At 34.6% G+C, this 16,497-nt stretch carries 18 protein-coding genes and 1 pseudogene; 15 read left to right on the forward strand and 4 right to left on the reverse strand.

Translation table 11 applies throughout. The annotated features are described in order from the left end of the window. Positions 1-2: 2 nt before the first annotated feature. The 7 genes from AXA65_RS06500 (at position 3) to AXA65_RS06530 (ending at position 7,274) form a co-directional block, all read left to right on the forward strand. Positions 3-1,169: a DUF6371 domain-containing protein gene (locus AXA65_RS06500; protein WP_063969312.1), complete on the forward strand. Its 1,167-nt coding sequence runs from the start codon at positions 3-5 to the stop codon at positions 1,167-1,169. 51 nt (positions 1,170-1,220) lie between these two features. Continuing rightward, on the forward strand, positions 1,221-1,484 hold the full coding sequence (locus tag AXA65_RS06505) for a hypothetical protein (RefSeq protein ID WP_063969313.1): 264 nt from the start codon (positions 1,221-1,223) through the stop codon (positions 1,482-1,484). A 12-nt stretch (positions 1,485-1,496) separates the two neighbouring features. Next, the gene (locus AXA65_RS06510) at positions 1,497-1,901 is read left to right on the forward strand and encodes a hypothetical protein (RefSeq protein ID WP_063969314.1); all 405 of its coding nucleotides are present in this window, start codon (positions 1,497-1,499) and stop codon (positions 1,899-1,901) included. A gap of 1 nt (position 1,902) precedes the next feature. Next, positions 1,903-2,466: a hypothetical protein gene (locus AXA65_RS06515; protein WP_063969315.1), complete on the forward strand. Its 564-nt coding sequence runs from the start codon at positions 1,903-1,905 to the stop codon at positions 2,464-2,466. Between the two features lie 196 nt (positions 2,467-2,662). Beyond that, positions 2,663-2,929 carry a hypothetical protein gene (locus AXA65_RS06520; protein ID WP_063969316.1) on the forward strand — a complete coding sequence of 89 codons (267 nt, stop codon included), beginning with the start codon at positions 2,663-2,665 and terminating at the stop codon, positions 2,927-2,929. Next, positions 2,910-3,356: a hypothetical protein gene (locus AXA65_RS06525; protein WP_131797779.1), complete on the forward strand. Its 447-nt coding sequence runs from the start codon at positions 2,910-2,912 to the stop codon at positions 3,354-3,356. The genes AXA65_RS06520 and AXA65_RS06525 overlap by 20 nt, the downstream gene beginning before the upstream one ends. Positions 3,357-3,416: 60 nt before the next feature. Continuing rightward, the gene (locus tag AXA65_RS06530; RefSeq protein WP_063969318.1) at positions 3,417-7,274 is read left to right on the forward strand and encodes a hypothetical protein; all 3,858 of its coding nucleotides are present in this window, start codon (positions 3,417-3,419) and stop codon (positions 7,272-7,274) included. Positions 7,275-7,382: 108 nt separating this feature from the next. Here AXA65_RS06530 and AXA65_RS06535 read toward each other — a convergent pair whose 3' ends face one another. The 4 genes from AXA65_RS06535 to AXA65_RS06545 all read right to left on the reverse strand — a co-directional run bounded on the left by AXA65_RS06535 (position 7,383) and on the right by AXA65_RS06545 (position 9,512). Further along, complete coding sequence (locus AXA65_RS06535) at positions 7,383-7,961, reverse strand: hypothetical protein (RefSeq protein WP_131797780.1); 579 nt, start codon at positions 7,959-7,961, stop codon at positions 7,383-7,385. 503 nt (positions 7,962-8,464) lie between these two features. Beyond that, a complete protein-coding gene (locus AXA65_RS06540; RefSeq protein ID WP_063969320.1) occupies positions 8,465-8,878 on the reverse strand; it encodes a hypothetical protein in 414 nt (137 codons plus the stop codon). Positions 8,879-8,883: 5 nt separating this feature from the next. Next, positions 8,884-9,030, reverse strand: a complete 147-nt coding sequence (locus tag AXA65_RS19840) for a hypothetical protein (protein ID WP_165596569.1) — start codon at positions 9,028-9,030, stop codon at positions 8,884-8,886. Positions 9,031-9,191: 161 nt separating this feature from the next. After that, entirely contained in the window at positions 9,192-9,512 is a 321-nt protein-coding gene (locus tag AXA65_RS06545; RefSeq protein ID WP_063969321.1) for a hypothetical protein, read from the reverse strand. A gap of 177 nt (positions 9,513-9,689) precedes the next feature. On the opposite strand from AXA65_RS06545, the pseudogene AXA65_RS06550 reads away from it, so the two are divergent. The 8 genes and pseudogenes from AXA65_RS06550 to AXA65_RS06590 form a co-directional block, all read left to right on the forward strand. Further along, a pseudogene (locus AXA65_RS06550) lies at positions 9,690-10,004 on the forward strand (KilA-N domain-containing protein); the annotation flags it as partial. Positions 10,005-10,347: 343 nt separating this feature from the next. Further along, entirely contained in the window at positions 10,348-10,911 is a 564-nt protein-coding gene (locus AXA65_RS06560) for an SHOCT domain-containing protein (RefSeq protein ID WP_063969324.1), read from the forward strand. A gap of 475 nt (positions 10,912-11,386) precedes the next feature. Further along, a complete protein-coding gene (locus AXA65_RS06565; RefSeq protein ID WP_157844499.1) occupies positions 11,387-11,563 on the forward strand; it encodes a hypothetical protein in 177 nt (58 codons plus the stop codon). A gap of 226 nt (positions 11,564-11,789) precedes the next feature. Beyond that, positions 11,790-12,659 (forward strand): DUF3347 domain-containing protein, encoded by an 870-nt coding sequence (locus AXA65_RS06570; RefSeq protein ID WP_056028928.1) that lies wholly within the window; start codon positions 11,790-11,792, stop codon positions 12,657-12,659. A gap of 12 nt (positions 12,660-12,671) precedes the next feature. Next, positions 12,672-13,193 carry a DUF305 domain-containing protein gene (locus AXA65_RS06575; protein ID WP_063969325.1) on the forward strand — a complete coding sequence of 174 codons (522 nt, stop codon included), beginning with the start codon at positions 12,672-12,674 and terminating at the stop codon, positions 13,191-13,193. 39 nt (positions 13,194-13,232) lie between these two features. Continuing rightward, positions 13,233-13,892: a DUF3347 domain-containing protein gene (locus AXA65_RS06580; RefSeq protein WP_063969326.1), complete on the forward strand. Its 660-nt coding sequence runs from the start codon at positions 13,233-13,235 to the stop codon at positions 13,890-13,892. A 1-nt stretch (position 13,893) separates the two neighbouring features. After that, a complete protein-coding gene (locus tag AXA65_RS06585; RefSeq protein WP_063969327.1) occupies positions 13,894-14,364 on the forward strand; it encodes a heme-binding domain-containing protein in 471 nt (156 codons plus the stop codon). A 90-nt stretch (positions 14,365-14,454) separates the two neighbouring features. After that, complete coding sequence (locus AXA65_RS06590; protein ID WP_063969328.1) at positions 14,455-16,494, forward strand: copper-translocating P-type ATPase; 2,040 nt, start codon at positions 14,455-14,457, stop codon at positions 16,492-16,494. Positions 16,495-16,497 lie beyond the last annotated feature (3 nt).

Consider the following 16,497-nt stretch of genomic DNA (forward strand, 5'->3'; position numbering starts at 1 on the left):
TAATGGAAACGAAATTCGTCAGAAACAGAACACAAACAGCGCCCTTTTGTCCTTGTGGTAAGAGCAATAAAGATGGAAAATTTGCACCCAGCAAAGAGAATCCTGAACAGGGTTTCTGCCATTCTTGTGCTAAGTTTTTTGATTGTTCGGAAAAAATACCATTCACACCAAATTTAATACCTCCGAAACCGATTGATTACCACCCGATAGAATTTGTTAAAAAGTCATCAAAAAACGAAAACAATAATTTAATTAAATTTCTAAAGTCAAAGTTTGATTCTGACTCAGTTGATGAAAAAGTAAATCTATTAAAAGTAGGAAGCGCAAAACATTGGACAGGTGCAACAGTTTTTTGGCAAATAGATAATCTGCAACGAGTAAGATACGGAAAAGTAATGCTGTATGATCCTGAGACTGGTAAAAGAGTAAAAGAACCATTCAATCATTTTACAAACATCCACACCATTCTAAAAATGAAAGATTTTAACCACAAACAATGCTTATTTGGTTCTCACTTATTGCCCGGTAATAAAAAGCCCATTGCGCTTGTAGAAAGCGAGAAAACAGCAATAGTAATGAGTATAGTCGATGAATCTTATTTATGGCTTGCGACTGGTGGAAAAGGAAACTTTAATTATGAATTCCTAGAACCAATTAAAGGAAAAAAAATTATGGCCTTCCCCGATGCTGGGGAAGCTTTCTGGACCGAAGTAAGTGTGCGTCTTAATGATATGGGATTCAATATCACCATCAGTAAAGTTTTAGATGGAAAACCTAAAGGATATGATCTTGCAGATGCAGTTTTGGACGAATTAGAAGCCAAAGTGAGTGAAAACCACTTTGCGGAAAAAAGAGCAATTACCACTATAAATGGTAATTCTGAAAATCAATTAGTTACAAATTCAATTGACAAAGTCGGAAATTCCGATAATTTAAAAGTGGTCCTGGAATATGCAATTTTTCCGGATGACGTCCTTAAAGATCTTGCGAAAAAAATAATTCCTGAGCAGGACAGTGTAGAAGAGAGTATTATGATTAGAAAATTAATCGAAATTGAAAAACTTGATGCAATTCAATCGAAAGATTTGCTCAATATAATGAGATTAAAGAATATAATAGATGTTACGGGTCTGGGGAGATACTTTCTTAATGATTCGACACCATACTAAAAAACAAAGCAACCGAGAAGCAACCGATAAATAAATAAAAACAACCATAAAATGACAACAGACGAAATTAAAAAAGAGATCGAAAAAGCAATGAGACCGCTACAGGAGAAAATCAATCAATTATCCTTAAAATCTGATCCGAAATTACTAGAAAAGGATCCGGTAACCGATGATTTTAAGGATGAACAGAACAGAGCCAAAGACCAATGGAAGAATGATGGAAATGAGTTTTTCGAAAAAGGTCAATCTGCGTTGGACCGTGCTATAAACAACTACATCCAAGGAAACGATTCCTTGGTAGGTAAGAAACTTTAAAACTGGTCAGGAATGAGAGAAAAAAATTTAACCGGTACGGGAGGATTTCAGAACAATCCCCAGAACATAAACCGGTCAGGAGCAAATAGGAAATCTTTCTCAATCATCAATGAAGCTTTGAAGAAGAAAGGCATCCAGCCATTGAAAAAGAACGAACTGATCGAAACTTACACTTTAATTTTCAACGCAACCGAGGCGGAATTAAAACGAATTGCAACTGATAAAAAAACACCTTTCGCTCTTCGATTGATCATTACTGAATTGAATGATAAAAACACCCGAAGCAAAGCTCTTGCTGATTTTCGAAATTATATGTTTGGCGAGGCGCCGCAAGAAGTGACTCACAAAATAAAAGCGCGTGTACTCACACCTGAGGAAATGAAAGAACATCTTAAACACCTAGAAGAAAATTATTAAAATGGAAAGAATTATTTTAAACTTTAACGAGGCTGCATACAATGCAGAATGTGAGAAAATCAGAGAAGCAGCAGCACAATTAAATGGGGAGATTATAGATCTCAAAAATGAGTTCGAGATTAATTTCTCTGATGCTCAATTAAACAATCTTTTTATCTACAAAAAGAATATTGAAAAATTTTGCGATTCTTTATACCCAGAGATAAGACCATTAAAGTTCAGAACCGAAGCGAGAACCGAAGTACTCAAGGCAATTAGCAAAATTGTTTCTAATGACTTTATTTATAATAATGGGATTAATTCTGCGGATTTCTTTACTGTACAAAAGGGAATTATCACAGTGAGAGAAGAATCATTCGAGACTATAAGATCAAAGTTTGAAGTTTCTCTCGAAACAGAAAGAGCAAAGGAAGCTTATGATTTGCACAACACTGCATTCGAAGCGGTAAATGCTATCTTTAAGATGGCTAAAGAAAAAGGAGGGACTCTACATATAACCCATCTATTCCAGTATGATAGAGATTTTAACCTGCAAAAAACAGAGCTATTGTATAATATGATCTAATGGTTAAAGTCCAAATCAGACTACAAAATACTACTGATTTATAAATAGTTACATAATTCTGTAGTATTTTATTGTAGTGGCTCAAAATTAAAACACTATAAATCAAGCACTTAAATTAACGGATTTTTGATGCAAAAAATCATCAGAATTCAAAAATTGAGGAAAGTAAGAATCAATAATTACAAATTTAAAAAAAATGGAAAATAATTACAGTCAAGAATTCTTTGATTTCACAGATGAATTTTTTCAAAAAATACAAGCTAACAATATTTCCAATGAGCAAATAAAATTCAATAAGGATTTCTTTGATTTCGTACAGATGGATTTTGACAAGACAATCAAGATGTTTATCAAAGAAGGTTTATTGGATGAAGAAGGAAAACCTACCGAAAAAGGTTTGAAATCCGGAATACTATCAGGTCACAAATTAAATGATAAATACGATGGGATTCAAACGGACTAAAAATAACATCGATGATTACCATCAAAAAATTATCAATGATACGCTTTACTCTATTCAGCAGGCGCTAGAATTAACAATGCGTGAATTGGTCATATATGCCAAGAGTGGGCAGTTTATGAATAAAAATTGGAAGGATCAATCATCTGCTTTGAGAAACTCAATTGGATATCATATTTATTACAATAGTCAACTTGTAGCATCAAGCTTTTCTGGACCTGAAGAAGGCGTTAAGCAGGGAGATGATTACGCGAAATCCTTGAGTGCTGGAGATAATGATTCTGGATTTGTCTGTGTGTTTGTCGCTGGGATGGATTACGCTCTTTACGTTGAATCTAAAGGATTTGGTGTAATCAGTGGACCAGCTTTACAATTTGATAATGTTTTTAAGAATCATTTTGAAGAAATAAAAAACAACCTAAAAAAATAAGTCAATTACTATTCCCTCGTAGTATTGATTTTAAACTAAAAAACCATAAAAAAAACTATTATGAACGGGGGAGAAATTGGATATAAATACACAGTTGATTCAAAGGAATTAATTGAATTTTTGAAAGGAACAAGTATTTCCATAGAAAAACTAAACAAATTTTTGGACCAATATGGTCAGAAGGCTGATGATGCCTTTGGTGCCACAAAAGAAAATATCAAGATCCAGAAAGAAGTTATTCTTGAGCTTGAAAATCAATACAAAGAACTTCAAAAAACAATTGACAAAATTGCACCCGGACAAGCAAAGCTTAATCTTATGGGTGATGCTGCGGAGATCGCAAAAGAGATTGAAGTTGAGAAAAAAGCCTTAATCGAACTTGAATCTTATGTCAAATCCAACCAGGAAACACACGAATCTCTTCGCCAAAAACTAACTGCAGTCAAAAATGAAATGCAGGAGCTGGCGGCAGCCGGCAAACGCGATTCTGTACAATACGATGAATTATCAAACAAAGCCGATGATTATCAAAATGCAATTGATGAAGTAAATTCAACAATGAATTCTCTCGGGGGCAATACGGGTCTTAATGCGCTTGTGCAAACTCTGGGATTGGCATCAGGAGCAATGGCAACGTTTCAGGGATTTGCAGCAATGGCAGCCGGTGACAACGAAAGACTTGATCAAATTATGGTCAAACTTCAATCCACAATGTCGATAGCAATTGGTGTTCAGCAAATTCAGAATTCACTCCAAAGAGAATCCGGAATAATTCAATCTGTGATGGCCTTGCAGGCTATGGCAAGAGCCAGAGCTGAAAGACTAGCCACCACCAACACTATTGCCGCTACGGTAGCGCAAAGAGTGTTTAATGCAGTTGCCAAAGCTAATCCCTATGTTCTTTTGGCGACAGCATTACTGACTGTTATAGGAGCCTTGGTCCTGTTCTCTAAAAATACCAAAGATGCTAAGGATAATGAGGCAGCACTTGCAAAAGCGACAGCAGACGGCGCGGCAGAATCCGTGTCCAGCTATAAAAAACTTCAATACCAATGGAATCTTCTCGGTAACGACCTGAAAAAGAAAGAACAATTCATCAAAGATAATAAGGAAGAGTTTCAGAAGCTCGGTACTGAGGTGGAAAACGTCTCAGATGCTGAAAACGTATTAGTAAAGCAAACTGAATCTTTTTTAAACGCGATGATGCTCCGTGCAAGAGCGGCGGCAGAAATGCAGATAGCTCAAGAGAATTATAAAAAATACTTAGAGAACAAAGATGAAGTAGATTCTAACGAATCAAAATACAACGGTCAAACTTTCGGAGGAATCAATAAAGCTATGGATGATTTCGGACGTGACTATTTTGGCATCGGAGGTGTTTCTAAAAATTCAAATGACGAATATTTAAAAACCGCTGACAAGAATATCAAAAATAGTGTAAAAACTACTCAGAAGGCGGCTGAGGAATTGGAAAAAGCGAAAATCAAGATTGCTGCCGCTCCACCGTCCAAAGGTTCTGAAGCTTGGTATAAATCTGAGATTTCACGACTTGAAGAATTAAAAAGCAAAGCTGTAGTTGGCTCAAAAGAATGGAATTCCTATAAAAAGCAAATTGAGAATTATCAAAATCTGATTAATCCAAAGAAGCCAGGTAAAACGAAAAAAGAAAAAGTTGACGAATTCTTTCCAGCAGGTTCTGTTGGAGAAATTCAGAAAAGAATCGCAGATATCGATAAAGCCCTGTCTAAAGCCACCGGCGACAAACAAATTGCTGAATTAAAAAACAAAAGGATTGCCGCCGCTACCGAACTTGCGGAAGCTGAAAAGAAAATCCAAATACTTTCTATTCAGGAACAACTTGACCAAAGTAATAAGCTTTGGGAACAATACTACTCTACTGTTGAATCTTTAGGAAAAAATATTGCTGATAATATTTACGGTGATCTTTTGAAAGAAGGTCAGTCTCAATTTGACCAGTTGGTAAATTTACAGCAGCGTCTCAGCGAAAAATCTAAAAAAGGCAAACTGACATCTGAGGAAAAAGAAGTTTATACACAGGCAACTCAGGCCATCGATTCTATGCTGGGTAAACAGTCAGCATTGGATAAGTTTAATAGTGATATTGAGTTTTCTCTTTCAAACTTATCAACAGCATCGGAAAGGTTAATTTTTCTTCAGAACGAACAAGATAAACTTAATCCGGATGATAAAGGCAATGGGAAATTTGCATCATTAGAAGATTCGAAGCGAAACGAAATTAATGAGCAAAAGCGTCAATATCAAAATCTTTTGATTGAACATCAGTCCTTTGAAGATAAAAGAAATGAAATTGCGAAAATAGCTTCTGATCAAAGAATTCAGATACTTGAGGATGAAAATCTAACTCCGGAGAAAAAAGCGGAATTAACTTCAAAAGTTACAAAAGAACAAAACAGTGCTACTTCCGCTGCTGCCCTTGAAGAACTACAAACCTCTGGCATTTGGCAAACATTGAATGAAAATTTAGATACGCTCACTGCAAATCAAATAGAAAATCTTCTAAGAATCCTCGATGAGAAAGCTCCAGAATTAGCGGCTAAAATGACACCAATGGATTTTGAAGCCGTTAAGAGAAACCTTCGTCAAGCACGTCAGCAACTACTTACCTTAAATCCATTTACTGGAATGCTAAGTATGGCCAGAAAGAATCTGGAAGAATTTTCTGGTGAGTTGGGTGAAACGGTAGAAGAATCAGAAGGTTGGGATGCCATATCTGGTAAAATTACAACTGTTGCCGGTAAAATTAAAAATGCAACTAATGCGCTAGAACCATTCAAAGATATAATTGGAGAAACCGGTTCTGAAGTTATTGATACAATTTCAACTATAGCAACTGGCGCTATGGTTATGGTCCAACAAATTGAAGTAGTCGTCCAAGCTACTTCAGATGGAATAAAAGCAGCAGAAATAGCCTCTGTTGTCCTTGCCATACTTCAAATTGTTATGATGGCTGTTAAGGCTATAATTAGTTTGTTTTCGCTTTTTTCTGGCGATAAGAAAAGAGAGAAAATGATTAAAGGGCTGGCTGATGAAGTTGAAAATTTAAAAGAGCAGTATAAAGACTTAGAGTTTGCAGCGGAACGAGCGTATGGTGCGATGAAATATGAAGGACAGCGTGATCTTATTAAAAATATCCAAGCGCAACAACAAGCGATTGAAGAAATGAAAAAAGCTGAAAGTAACAAGAAGAAGTCGGACCAGGACAAGATAAACGAATGGAACAATCAGCTTGCGGATAACGCCAGAAAGATTCAAGAAATAAAAGAAGGGATAATTAATGATGTCCTACAAACCGATATTCCGGACGCCGCCGCGCAACTAGGTGATGCCCTTCTGGAAGCTTTCGGCAAAGGAGAAGATGGGATAAATGCAATTAACGATGCCTTTAATGACCTTGTTAAAAATATGCTCCGGAATCAACTGAATAAAGTTTTAGAATCCCAAATGGATGGAGTTTTAAAAAAAATGCTATCGTCCGCAGGTTTTAATCAAAACGGAGAAGGAAGTTTCGATGGACTTACTCCTGCTGAGATTGCTGAAATCAAAGCACTGTATGAAGCAGCCGCGGCAAATGGGCAACAATTCATTCAGGCCTACTCAGACATTTTCGGAGAATTAAATAATCCATCAAGCAATTTAACTGGCGCCATCAAAGGTATCACAGAAGAAACAGCATCCGTACTGGCAGGTCAAATGAATGCTATACGGATTATGCAAGGTGAAGCAATGAAGGTTCATTCAGATTCAAACCTAGTCCTTAGAAATAGCTTAACACAACTTACTCAAATTGAAATAAATACAAGATATAATAAATATCTAGAGCTTATTTATTGGGGCATGAAAGACAAAGGAATTTTAAGAGGAATGGGCAAAATTTAAAAATGAGAATAGGAAAAGAATAAATAAAACCTCTCAGAAATGGGAGGTTTTTTATTTCAGGAATTTCAAACACATTAATAAATAAAAGTAGGAGGCTGGTTTAATCTATTAAATTTCGAGAATTTGTATATCCTCATAGCAATCATGTACAACTTTTTTGATCTTCGCTATTCTCTGTCTTATTGCCCTTCTTCTCGTACGAAGACTACTAAATTCGAGATCCTTAACATAAACGAGAGCCATTCCACTAATATCAGGTAACATTATCATTACGTAATCACTATTAGAGCCAAAAAAATTCATTAATTTTTGACAATATATCTTGTATCTTCTATTGTTCTGAGCAGGTTCTGCACTTTCACTTTTAATAGATCTTGCACCCACTGCAACAAAAGAGCAATCTGGATAAATATCAATTAGTAAAGGAATAGCTTGTAGGCAAGAATCAATAATTTTGTTTGCCTCAAAAGTATTAGTATGAATACTATATCTATTTTTAGAAAGTTTGTGAGTTTTACAGTAATATTTTAGAGCAAAAAAATTTTCTTCATGATAAATCCCCTCAACACAGTATCGTAACTTAGATTTTGTAGATTTAAAGTAAAAGTGGTATTCATCCTTAATAAAATGTCCGGCTACTTTTGCCGGACAATATCTTGTATTATAAAATTCGTAGAATGAACTCATAGCTTTACCAACTAACACTAATTTGTTTTGACTTACCAGTATTTGGAGTATAAATAATCATTCTTTTTACATCAGACAATCTAATTTCATTAGCTTTATCTAATGTAGTCCATCCCTTCCTTATAGGCCTTGACGCCAAAGGTTTTTTGCCAGAATTAATTTGTTTTAAACATTTCATAGTAAGGTGGTTTATAGCTATTTTGGGGCAAATATAAAAAGATTTTTGACATCTGCAACAATGAGTTATATTAATTAATAATATTTATGATAATAGTCCTGCAAATTTGAAACCATATAACGTCAAAACTTGACGTATATTTGAAACAACTTTAAAACAATACAAAATGAAAATTAAAATTGGAGACCTAGTTAGACTTAAATCTGATATTGATAGTAACTACATTATGACCGTAAACGGATTAAGTAAAGTTGGACCCCTTTATCGCTTCTGTGTGTGGTTCGTTGGACCCGACTTAAAATCTGGCGACTTCCACGAAGAAGCATTAGTGATTGTTGAGTAAATATTTTCCAAACGTTGTATTACATCTCAATACTTCATCAACTAAAACCATATCACGCCAGTATTTAATATTGGCGTTTTTATATTCCAAATCGTCGGCTTTTGCTTTTGGTTCTCGTAAGTAGATTAGAAGATTAGAAAGACCGTTATTGAGATCCGGATAGAGTTTTTTATCTATTTCCGTGAATAGGTTTTCAATGAAAGAAACGAATCTTTCGTACTCACTTTGAAGATGGGAATCATTGTAGAAATGAAAGCAGAAATAACGCAGATCGGTGTATTCTGAGCCTTCAATAATATTTTCACAGTGTTGTAGGAAATCAAAAGTTAAAGCTCGGAATTCAAACTCCAAGCCTTTTGTTAATCTTTCGTATTCTTCGTATTCCCTTGTATGCATTGAAACTATTTATACATAATCATCGCAGAATATTTACTTTCCGACATAGACCATTTAATATCAATAATTTCAAGCTTTTGACTTTTTAGAAAATCATTAATTTTATTTTCAACTCCAGATGCAGAACTCGAATAAACAACTTTTACTTTCATACTATGACTTTTTGTTTTGACAAAAGTATACTATTTTACGAACTTTTTATTCTCTGAAATAAAATATGGTGTTTTGTTTCCTTCAAAGTCACCAACCCATTTATTAAAATATCGGGGAAATCTGCCGATAAATTTATTTAAATTTTGAAAAAATATATTAATCAAATAGGCTGCATTCCTGAAATAATAGACTGCAATTCTAATCCTAACTTACCTCCAAAACCTCTATTTTTCCGAATTTCCTTAATGCCATAATCATTAACCAATGAAGCTACTTCGCTAACTGTGTAATCGTCCGACAAAGAAAAGAACTCTCTATGTTTCAAAGCTTGATACAGTTTTCTGGATGATACTTCTCTAAATAAAGAATCAGGATCAATACCTTTAAGTAGATCATCCGACAAACCAATATCTTCCAGACATTGTTTTCTGTATAGTTTAACAATTTCCAAGGCTTGCAAATATTCTTCTCTCGTAATCATAATTTATATTTAATGTTCAGTAGTGCGAAAAAGCACTTCTAAAAATGACATTTAAAATTACAAATCTTAATTGATATAATTCAGGACTCTCAAAATTGAGGAATCTATTTGACAATGCTAAAAAGCTGATAGAAATAATGTTAGTCGCAGCTCAGAAAAGAAAGTGAAACAGTTTATGTTAACGCTACCGAAATGGCCAAGCCATTTGGAAAGAGGCCGGTAGATTATTTACAAAACCAACAATCTCAACAATTTATAAAAGAGTTAAGCAAAGTGAGAAAAAGCACTTTGACTGATTTAGTGAAGGTTACAAAAGGAGGAAATAATCCAGGCACTTGGATGCATGAAGATTTAGCGATTGAATTCGCACGATGGTTAATCCTTGAATTTAAGCGTGGACGAAATCTCGTCCGTGAATTGCTCAACAATTTTGGCGAGCAAACATTAGAATCGAATCGAAAAGTATGGATTTATCGAAAATCAAGATTTTGAGCGTTTCCACAATTTTATGGAAGCGGGTATTTGGCAGAAAACATTTGATTGAGTATGCACTTTCAATTGATTGCGCAAAAGAAATTTTAAATACGGTTAAAAACCATATTATAAAATCAAAAAAAGGAAAAGGTGGCGGAACCTATTCGCATAAAAGCATTGCTTACTTCCGGACTATATCGGCAAATTTCTGATCTCCCCAATGGAGTTTTGTACAAATTCAAATCCTTCAATAATCTAATTTCAAAGCAGTTACAATATAAAATATTAAAAAAAATAATTATACGGGAAACCGTAAAAAATATTGGAATAAAATCTATTACTTTGAAATAAAATAACCAAAATGAAAAATTTATTACTACTGTTAATCATTATTTCATCATTATCATTTGCACAGTCGCTGCCTAGAATCGAAAATGATACATTATACACCACATCTGGCTATAAATTGTATCCAAAACTAGAAGTTAAAATAGGTGTTGGTACGATGCCGGACGGGGATTTTAAGTACATAAGAACAAATTCAGCATCACTTTTTAATTATACCTCGACTACTGGCTACCAAGGTTTAGCAAACCAGGCTAATTCACTTCCAAGAAACAATTCTGGATTCAAATACGTCATCAAAAAAGTAGAAGAAAGAGGCTCTAAAAAGAGGGGATTTAATTATTATGTGGTATTAAAAAACATTATTGCATATGAAGTTGATGTTGAAAATGCGATAAGAACGGGAGAACTTGAATTGCCTGAGGAATTTAGAAAAACGATTCCCACAAACGACACTGTTAAAATGTCGACGACCGATAAATATGACAAATTAAAAAAACTCAAGGAATTATTGGATTCAGGAATTCTCACACAAGAAGAATTTAAGACTGAGAAAGACAAAGTAATGGCAGAAAATTAGATAATGTAGCTAATGCAGAAAATGTACATCAAAAAACAACTTTTATTTTGTTAATGACTAAAATTACAATCTTAAAAGGAATTTTGGTGATTTTAAAAAGAAATTCATTTACTACAAAAATTACAACAAATGCTGCCTAATGAATTGATTTTCAAATAATAAACATAGTCCCTCCAACTCCACTTAAAACCCTGTAAATTACTGATTTACAGGGTTTTATTTTTAAAGATGCTAGTGTAGGTGCTATATTAAATTCTATTTTATTAAGAATTATCAAATAATTACCATCATACTTTGCCAATGATAACAAATCTAGCTCTCTTATTGCATTTACTTAAATAAAATAATCATATTATAACTATCAAAAAGAAATAATTTCATAATTTTGTTGTGTTGAAAACTTTTAGTAAACATATCAGCTTTATTATCTTACTATGTTTGGGCTTTTTTCTAATTCCCAGCTTAAGCTATGCTTGTGCAAAAAAAACAGCTAATACAGAACAGAAAAGTTGCTCTAAAGATCAATATTCAAAATCAGAACATAAAAGCAGATGTAAGAATCAGTCCTGTACTAAGTGCAACGATGGTCACGACTGCAACGGTAAGTGTAAACACAGTTCTTGCAAATGTAGCACTTCTTCATCTTCATTAAGTTTACCTATACTGGTAGATATAAAAACAGAAAACCACTTTGCAGAAATTAAAACGCAAAAATTCGGTTTCAAACAAACCTATTATTCTTCGGGTTACCATTCTTTTTGGCAACCGCCTAAAATAGGATAAAACTATGGCTTGTTAGCCACAGTTACGTCTTGTCGAGAACTAAATCCGGTTTTCGCAATCCTTTTATATATCTTATTAATTTTAAAATTTTCAAAATGAAGTCAATATCAAAAATATTGATGGTAATCACCGTATTACTATCAGCAGTAAACAGTTTTGCACAAATCAAAAATGCAAAAACAGAAACCGTAAAAATATATGGTAACTGTGATATGTGTAAAACCACAATTGAAAAAGCAGGAAACGTAAAAAATGTAGCCACAGTAGAATGGAATAAAGACACCAAAATGGCTACACTTAAATACGATGATAAAAAAACAAGCCAGGATGAAATACTGAAACGTATTGCTTTAGCAGGGTACGACAGCGAGAAATTTTTAGCTCCAGATGATGTATATGCTAAACTATCCGGATGCTGCCAATACAACAGAGAATTAAAACCAGTTGCAAAAGTTGAAGTTGCAAATATGGATATGAAAGCAGAACACGGTAACCACAACTCAAAAGAAATGACAACTACCCAAAATGCACCACAACTGAAAGCAGTTTTCGATAATTATTTTTCTGTGAAAGATGCTTTGGTGAAAACCGACGCAGGTACTTCATCCGCAAAAGCTTCTGAACTGATAAAAGCAATTAAAGCAGTAGAAATGACAAAACTTTCCAACGAAGAACATACCGTTTGGATGAAAGTAATGAAAGATTTAACTGCTAATTCAGAAAAAATTGCAGTAGCAAAAGATGTTACCAAACAAAGAGAAATTTTCGCTTTACTGGCTAATAATATGTACGAATTAGCCAAAGTTTCAAAACAAGAAACACCTGTTTATTATCAGCATTGCCCAATGTACAATAATGGTAAAGGAGCAAATTGGCTAAGCAAAGAAGAAGCAATTAAAAATCCGTATTACGGCTCCAAAATGCTTACTTGCGGAAGCGTACAGGAAACTATTAATAACAAATAAAACGCAATTGTTATGGAAAGTATGGAAAACCAACACGAAATACAACACAATCATAAGAATGAAAAGCATAATACTAATCATTCTTTAGCAATGTACAAACGCTTTACTGTAATGGCTGTTGCTATGTTCATAGCTATGTACTTCATTATGTATGCTATGATTGACGGCTTACAGAACCTTATCCTGAACATCAATAATTTATATATGACATTGCTGATGATTTCTGCAATGTTGATCATAGAACTATTGATAATGAAAGGAATGTATGAAAACAAAAAAATCAACTGGGCAATCATAACGGTTTCCTTTGCGATTGGCATCTTTTCTTGGTTTGGTATTCGGGAGCAAATAAATGTGGGCGATAAGGAATTTGTAAAAGGGATGATACCGCATCACGCAGCCGCATTATTAATGTCTGAAAAAGCAAAGCTTACCGACCCCGAATTAATTGAGCTACAAAAGAACATACTGGAAACACAAGCAAAGGAAATCGAATTTATGAAGCGAAAGCTGAAAGAATTTGAAAACAAGTAAACAACAAAAATTTCTTTAATAACATTAAATAGCATTAAAATGAAAAATATATTTTTCTCCATCATCGCAATGGCAACGGTTGCAACAATAACAGTTTCGTGCAATCAGTCTTCAAAAAAAAACAACGAGCAAGCTAATAATAGTACAGCGGTACTTGAAACTCAAGATTTGTCATCATCAGCACAAAGTGACACAGCAGCTATCGTTACTTCAAGGGATACAGTATCTCAAAAGGTGGAAAAATCTGCTAAAAAAGAGCAAGCACAAAATTTCTCTATTGAACCCATTGTAAAGGATTATCTGGCTTTAAAAAATGCACTCGTTGCTGACAATGACAAAGCAGCTGCTAATGCAGGAAAACAACTTTTTGCCACTTTAAGCAAGGTGGATATGAAAAACGTACCCGCCAAAAAGCATAAAGAGTTTATGGATATTTTCGAAAATGCTAAGGAAAATGCAGAACACATTGGCGACAATGCTGGCAAAATAGACCATCAAAGAGAGCATTTAGCATCATTAAGTAAAGACGTTTCCGACCTTATTACACTGTTTGGAACTACTCAAAAATTATATCAGGATTATTGTCCGATGTACAATGACAGTAAAGGTGCGGTTTGGATTAGCGAAGCCAAAGCTATCAAAAACCCCTACTATGGTAGTAAGATGCTTAGCTGTGGCTCTGTAAAAAAAGAGTTCTAAAATGAAGAAAGTATTAAAGATAATATTGGCAATACTGCTGTTTATTTTTATTGCAATTCAGTTTTATCAGCCTGCCCTTAATGTAGATAAGGGGCAGGTTTACACGGCCGATTTTTCGAAAGTTTATACCGTTCCGCCAAATGTGCAAAACATCTTACAAAATGCCTGTTACGATTGTCATAGCAACAATACCAATAATGTTTGGTATTCCAACATTCAACCAATGGCGTGGCTGATGAAAAAGCATATTGATAACGGCAAGGAACAATTAAACTTTAGTGAGTTTGGCAGTTTTAGTAGTCGAAGGCAAATAAGTAAATTGAGAGCAATAGCAAACCAAATTAAAGACGAAGAAATGCCTTTAGGTTCTTATAAAATAATGCACAGAAATGCACAGCTCTCAAAAGAGCAAAAAAGTTTGTTAATGAATTGGATGAACAAAAAAGCAGACAGCCTTTCAACAGAAAATTGAAAGCAATGCACAAAATCAAAAAAATATTAATCAGCACTTTTAAAGCAATCTATATTCGCAAAAAAGATTGTTGCAAATAAAATTATTTATATGGAACATCAACATGAAGTAAAAAAAGAAGACCACGCAGGGCATGACATGAGCAATATGAATCATGGAGCAAACCCATCAATGGGGATGGCAGGTCATAATCATCATGCCATGATGATTGCAGATTTTAAAAAGCGATTTTATATAGTACTAATACTTACTATCCCGATTATGCTTTTATCAGAAATGATACAGCATTGGATAGGTGTTAATTGGCAATTTGGAGGTTCGCAATACATCCTGTTTGCATTATCAACAGTGGTATTTTTGTATGGAGGATTTCCGTTCTTAAAAGGATTAGTTGACGAAGTAAAAGCAAAGAATCCTGGCATGATGTTTTTAATTGGTTTCGCAATTACCGTTGCCTACACCTACAGTGTGGCAATTGTATTTGGTTTGCAGGGCATGGATTTTTTTTGGGAATTGGCAACTCTAATCCTCATCATGCTTTTGGGGCATTGGATAGAAATGAAATCCGTTGCAGGAGCTTCAAAAGAATTAGAATTATTGGTGCAGTTAATGCCAGCCGATGCACACATGGTAATGCCAAACATGGTGCATGATGTGAAGACCGACACATTAAAAAAGAATGATATTATTTTAGTAAAGCCGGGTGAAAAAGTAGCAGCAGATGGAATAATATTAGAAGGCGAAAGTTATCTGAATGAAAGTATGCTTACAGGCGAGAGCAAACCTGTACAAAAAGTAAAAGGCGATAAAGTAATTGCAGGTGCGATCAACGGTAATGGCTCAATAAAGGTTACCGTTTCTCATGCTGCAAAAGACTCTTATTTATCGCAGGTTATAAAGTTGGTTGATGATGCACAAAAATCTAAATCACAAACGCAGCTACTGGCAGACAAAGCGGCAAGGTGGTTAACCATCATTGCATTGGTTACAGGCGTGGCCACATTTTTATATTGGTATCTCACAGGCCAATCATTGGCCTTTGCAATGGAAAGAATGGTAACCGTAATTGTTATTTGCTGCCCTCATGCTTTGGGTTTGGCAGTACCATTGGTTGTTGCAAAATCAACAGCATTATCAGCTAAGAATGGTTTACTTATTAAAAATCGTACAGCGTTTGAAAATTCAAGAAAAATAACCACTATCGTTTTTGACAAGACAGGAACATTAACTGTTGGAAGATTTGAAGTGTCAAAAATTGTATCGCTGCAAAAAGAGTTCAATGAAAATGAAATCATTCGTCTTGCGTCTGCATTAGAACAAAAATCAGAACATCCTATTGCAACAGGCATTTTGCAAAAAGCAAAAGCCCTATCGATCACCATTCCTGAAACGGAAAACTTTAATGCCATAACAGGCAAAGGAGTTGAAGCAATGGTTGAAGGCGAAAAAATATTGATAGTCAGTCCGGGATATTTAAAAGAAAATAATTTAGCAATTCCCGAAGGCTTTAATGCCAACGACACAGAAACGGTTGTGTTTGTAATCGTAAATAATGAGTTGGCAGGTTATATTGCTTTGTCAGATGAAATTCGACCTGAAGCTGCCGAAGCAATAAAGACCTTGAAAGAAAATAATATCAAATCTATTTTACTTACCGGTGATAATAACAAGGTAGCAAAAAGTGTAAGCGATACGTTGGGCATGGATAGTTTTATTGCCGAAGTATTACCACATCAAAAATTAGAAAAGATAAAAGACCTGCAAAGCAATGGCGAATTCGTAGCTATGACAGGTGATGGCGTAAACGATGCACCAGCATTGGCAATTGCAGATGTTGGTATTGCAGTTGGAAGCGGTAGTGATATTGCAGCCGAAACCGCAGGTATTGTTTTAGTAAACAGTAACCCTAAGGATGTTGTAAATCTTATTTTATTTGGCAAAGCCACCTATCGTAAAATGATACAGAATTTAATTTGGGCTACGGGTTACAATGTAATCTCATTGCCTTTGGCAGCAGGTGTTTTGTACAAGCAAGGCATATTGTTAAGCCCAGCCGCAGGTGCGGTTTTAATGACGGTTAGCACAGTTGTAGTTGCAATCAATGCAAGTTTTTTAAAAGTAAAAAAATAAAAA

The organism is Chryseobacterium sp. FP211-J200 (genome assembly GCF_001643375.1).
GTDB lineage: Bacteria > Bacteroidota > Bacteroidia > Flavobacteriales > Weeksellaceae > Epilithonimonas > Epilithonimonas ginsengisoli.

What these genes read in the sequence shown, in the direction of transcription:
- AXA65_RS06500 (WP_063969312.1), top strand. Translation starts at nt 3, where the DNA reads ATGGAAACGAAATTCGTCAGAAACAGAACACAAACAGCGCCCTTTTGT.
- AXA65_RS06505 (WP_063969313.1), top strand. Translation starts at nt 1,221, where the DNA reads ATGACAACAGACGAAATTAAAAAAGAGATCGAAAAAGCAATGAGACCG.
- AXA65_RS06510 (WP_063969314.1), top strand. Translation starts at nt 1,497, where the DNA reads ATGAGAGAAAAAAATTTAACCGGTACGGGAGGATTTCAGAACAATCCC.
- AXA65_RS06515 (WP_063969315.1), top strand. Translation starts at nt 1,903, where the DNA reads ATGGAAAGAATTATTTTAAACTTTAACGAGGCTGCATACAATGCAGAA.
- AXA65_RS06520 (WP_063969316.1), top strand. Translation starts at nt 2,663, where the DNA reads ATGGAAAATAATTACAGTCAAGAATTCTTTGATTTCACAGATGAATTT.
- AXA65_RS06525 (WP_131797779.1), top strand. Translation starts at nt 2,910, where the DNA reads ATGGGATTCAAACGGACTAAAAATAACATCGATGATTACCATCAAAAA.
- AXA65_RS06530 (WP_063969318.1), top strand. Translation starts at nt 3,417, where the DNA reads ATGAACGGGGGAGAAATTGGATATAAATACACAGTTGATTCAAAGGAA.
- AXA65_RS06535 (WP_131797780.1), bottom strand. Translation starts at nt 7,961, where the DNA reads ATGAGTTCATTCTACGAATTTTATAATACAAGATATTGTCCGGCAAAA.
- AXA65_RS06540 (WP_063969320.1), bottom strand. Translation starts at nt 8,878, where the DNA reads ATGCATACAAGGGAATACGAAGAATACGAAAGATTAACAAAAGGCTTG.
- AXA65_RS19840 (WP_165596569.1), bottom strand. Translation starts at nt 9,030, where the DNA reads ATGAAAGTAAAAGTTGTTTATTCGAGTTCTGCATCTGGAGTTGAAAAT.
- AXA65_RS06545 (WP_063969321.1), bottom strand. Translation starts at nt 9,512, where the DNA reads ATGATTACGAGAGAAGAATATTTGCAAGCCTTGGAAATTGTTAAACTA.
- AXA65_RS06560 (WP_063969324.1), top strand. Translation starts at nt 10,348, where the DNA reads ATGAAAAATTTATTACTACTGTTAATCATTATTTCATCATTATCATTT.
- AXA65_RS06570 (WP_056028928.1), top strand. Translation starts at nt 11,790, where the DNA reads ATGAAGTCAATATCAAAAATATTGATGGTAATCACCGTATTACTATCA.
- AXA65_RS06575 (WP_063969325.1), top strand. Translation starts at nt 12,672, where the DNA reads ATGGAAAGTATGGAAAACCAACACGAAATACAACACAATCATAAGAAT.
- AXA65_RS06580 (WP_063969326.1), top strand. Translation starts at nt 13,233, where the DNA reads ATGAAAAATATATTTTTCTCCATCATCGCAATGGCAACGGTTGCAACA.
- AXA65_RS06585 (WP_063969327.1), top strand. Translation starts at nt 13,894, where the DNA reads ATGAAGAAAGTATTAAAGATAATATTGGCAATACTGCTGTTTATTTTT.
- AXA65_RS06590 (WP_063969328.1), top strand. Translation starts at nt 14,455, where the DNA reads ATGGAACATCAACATGAAGTAAAAAAAGAAGACCACGCAGGGCATGAC.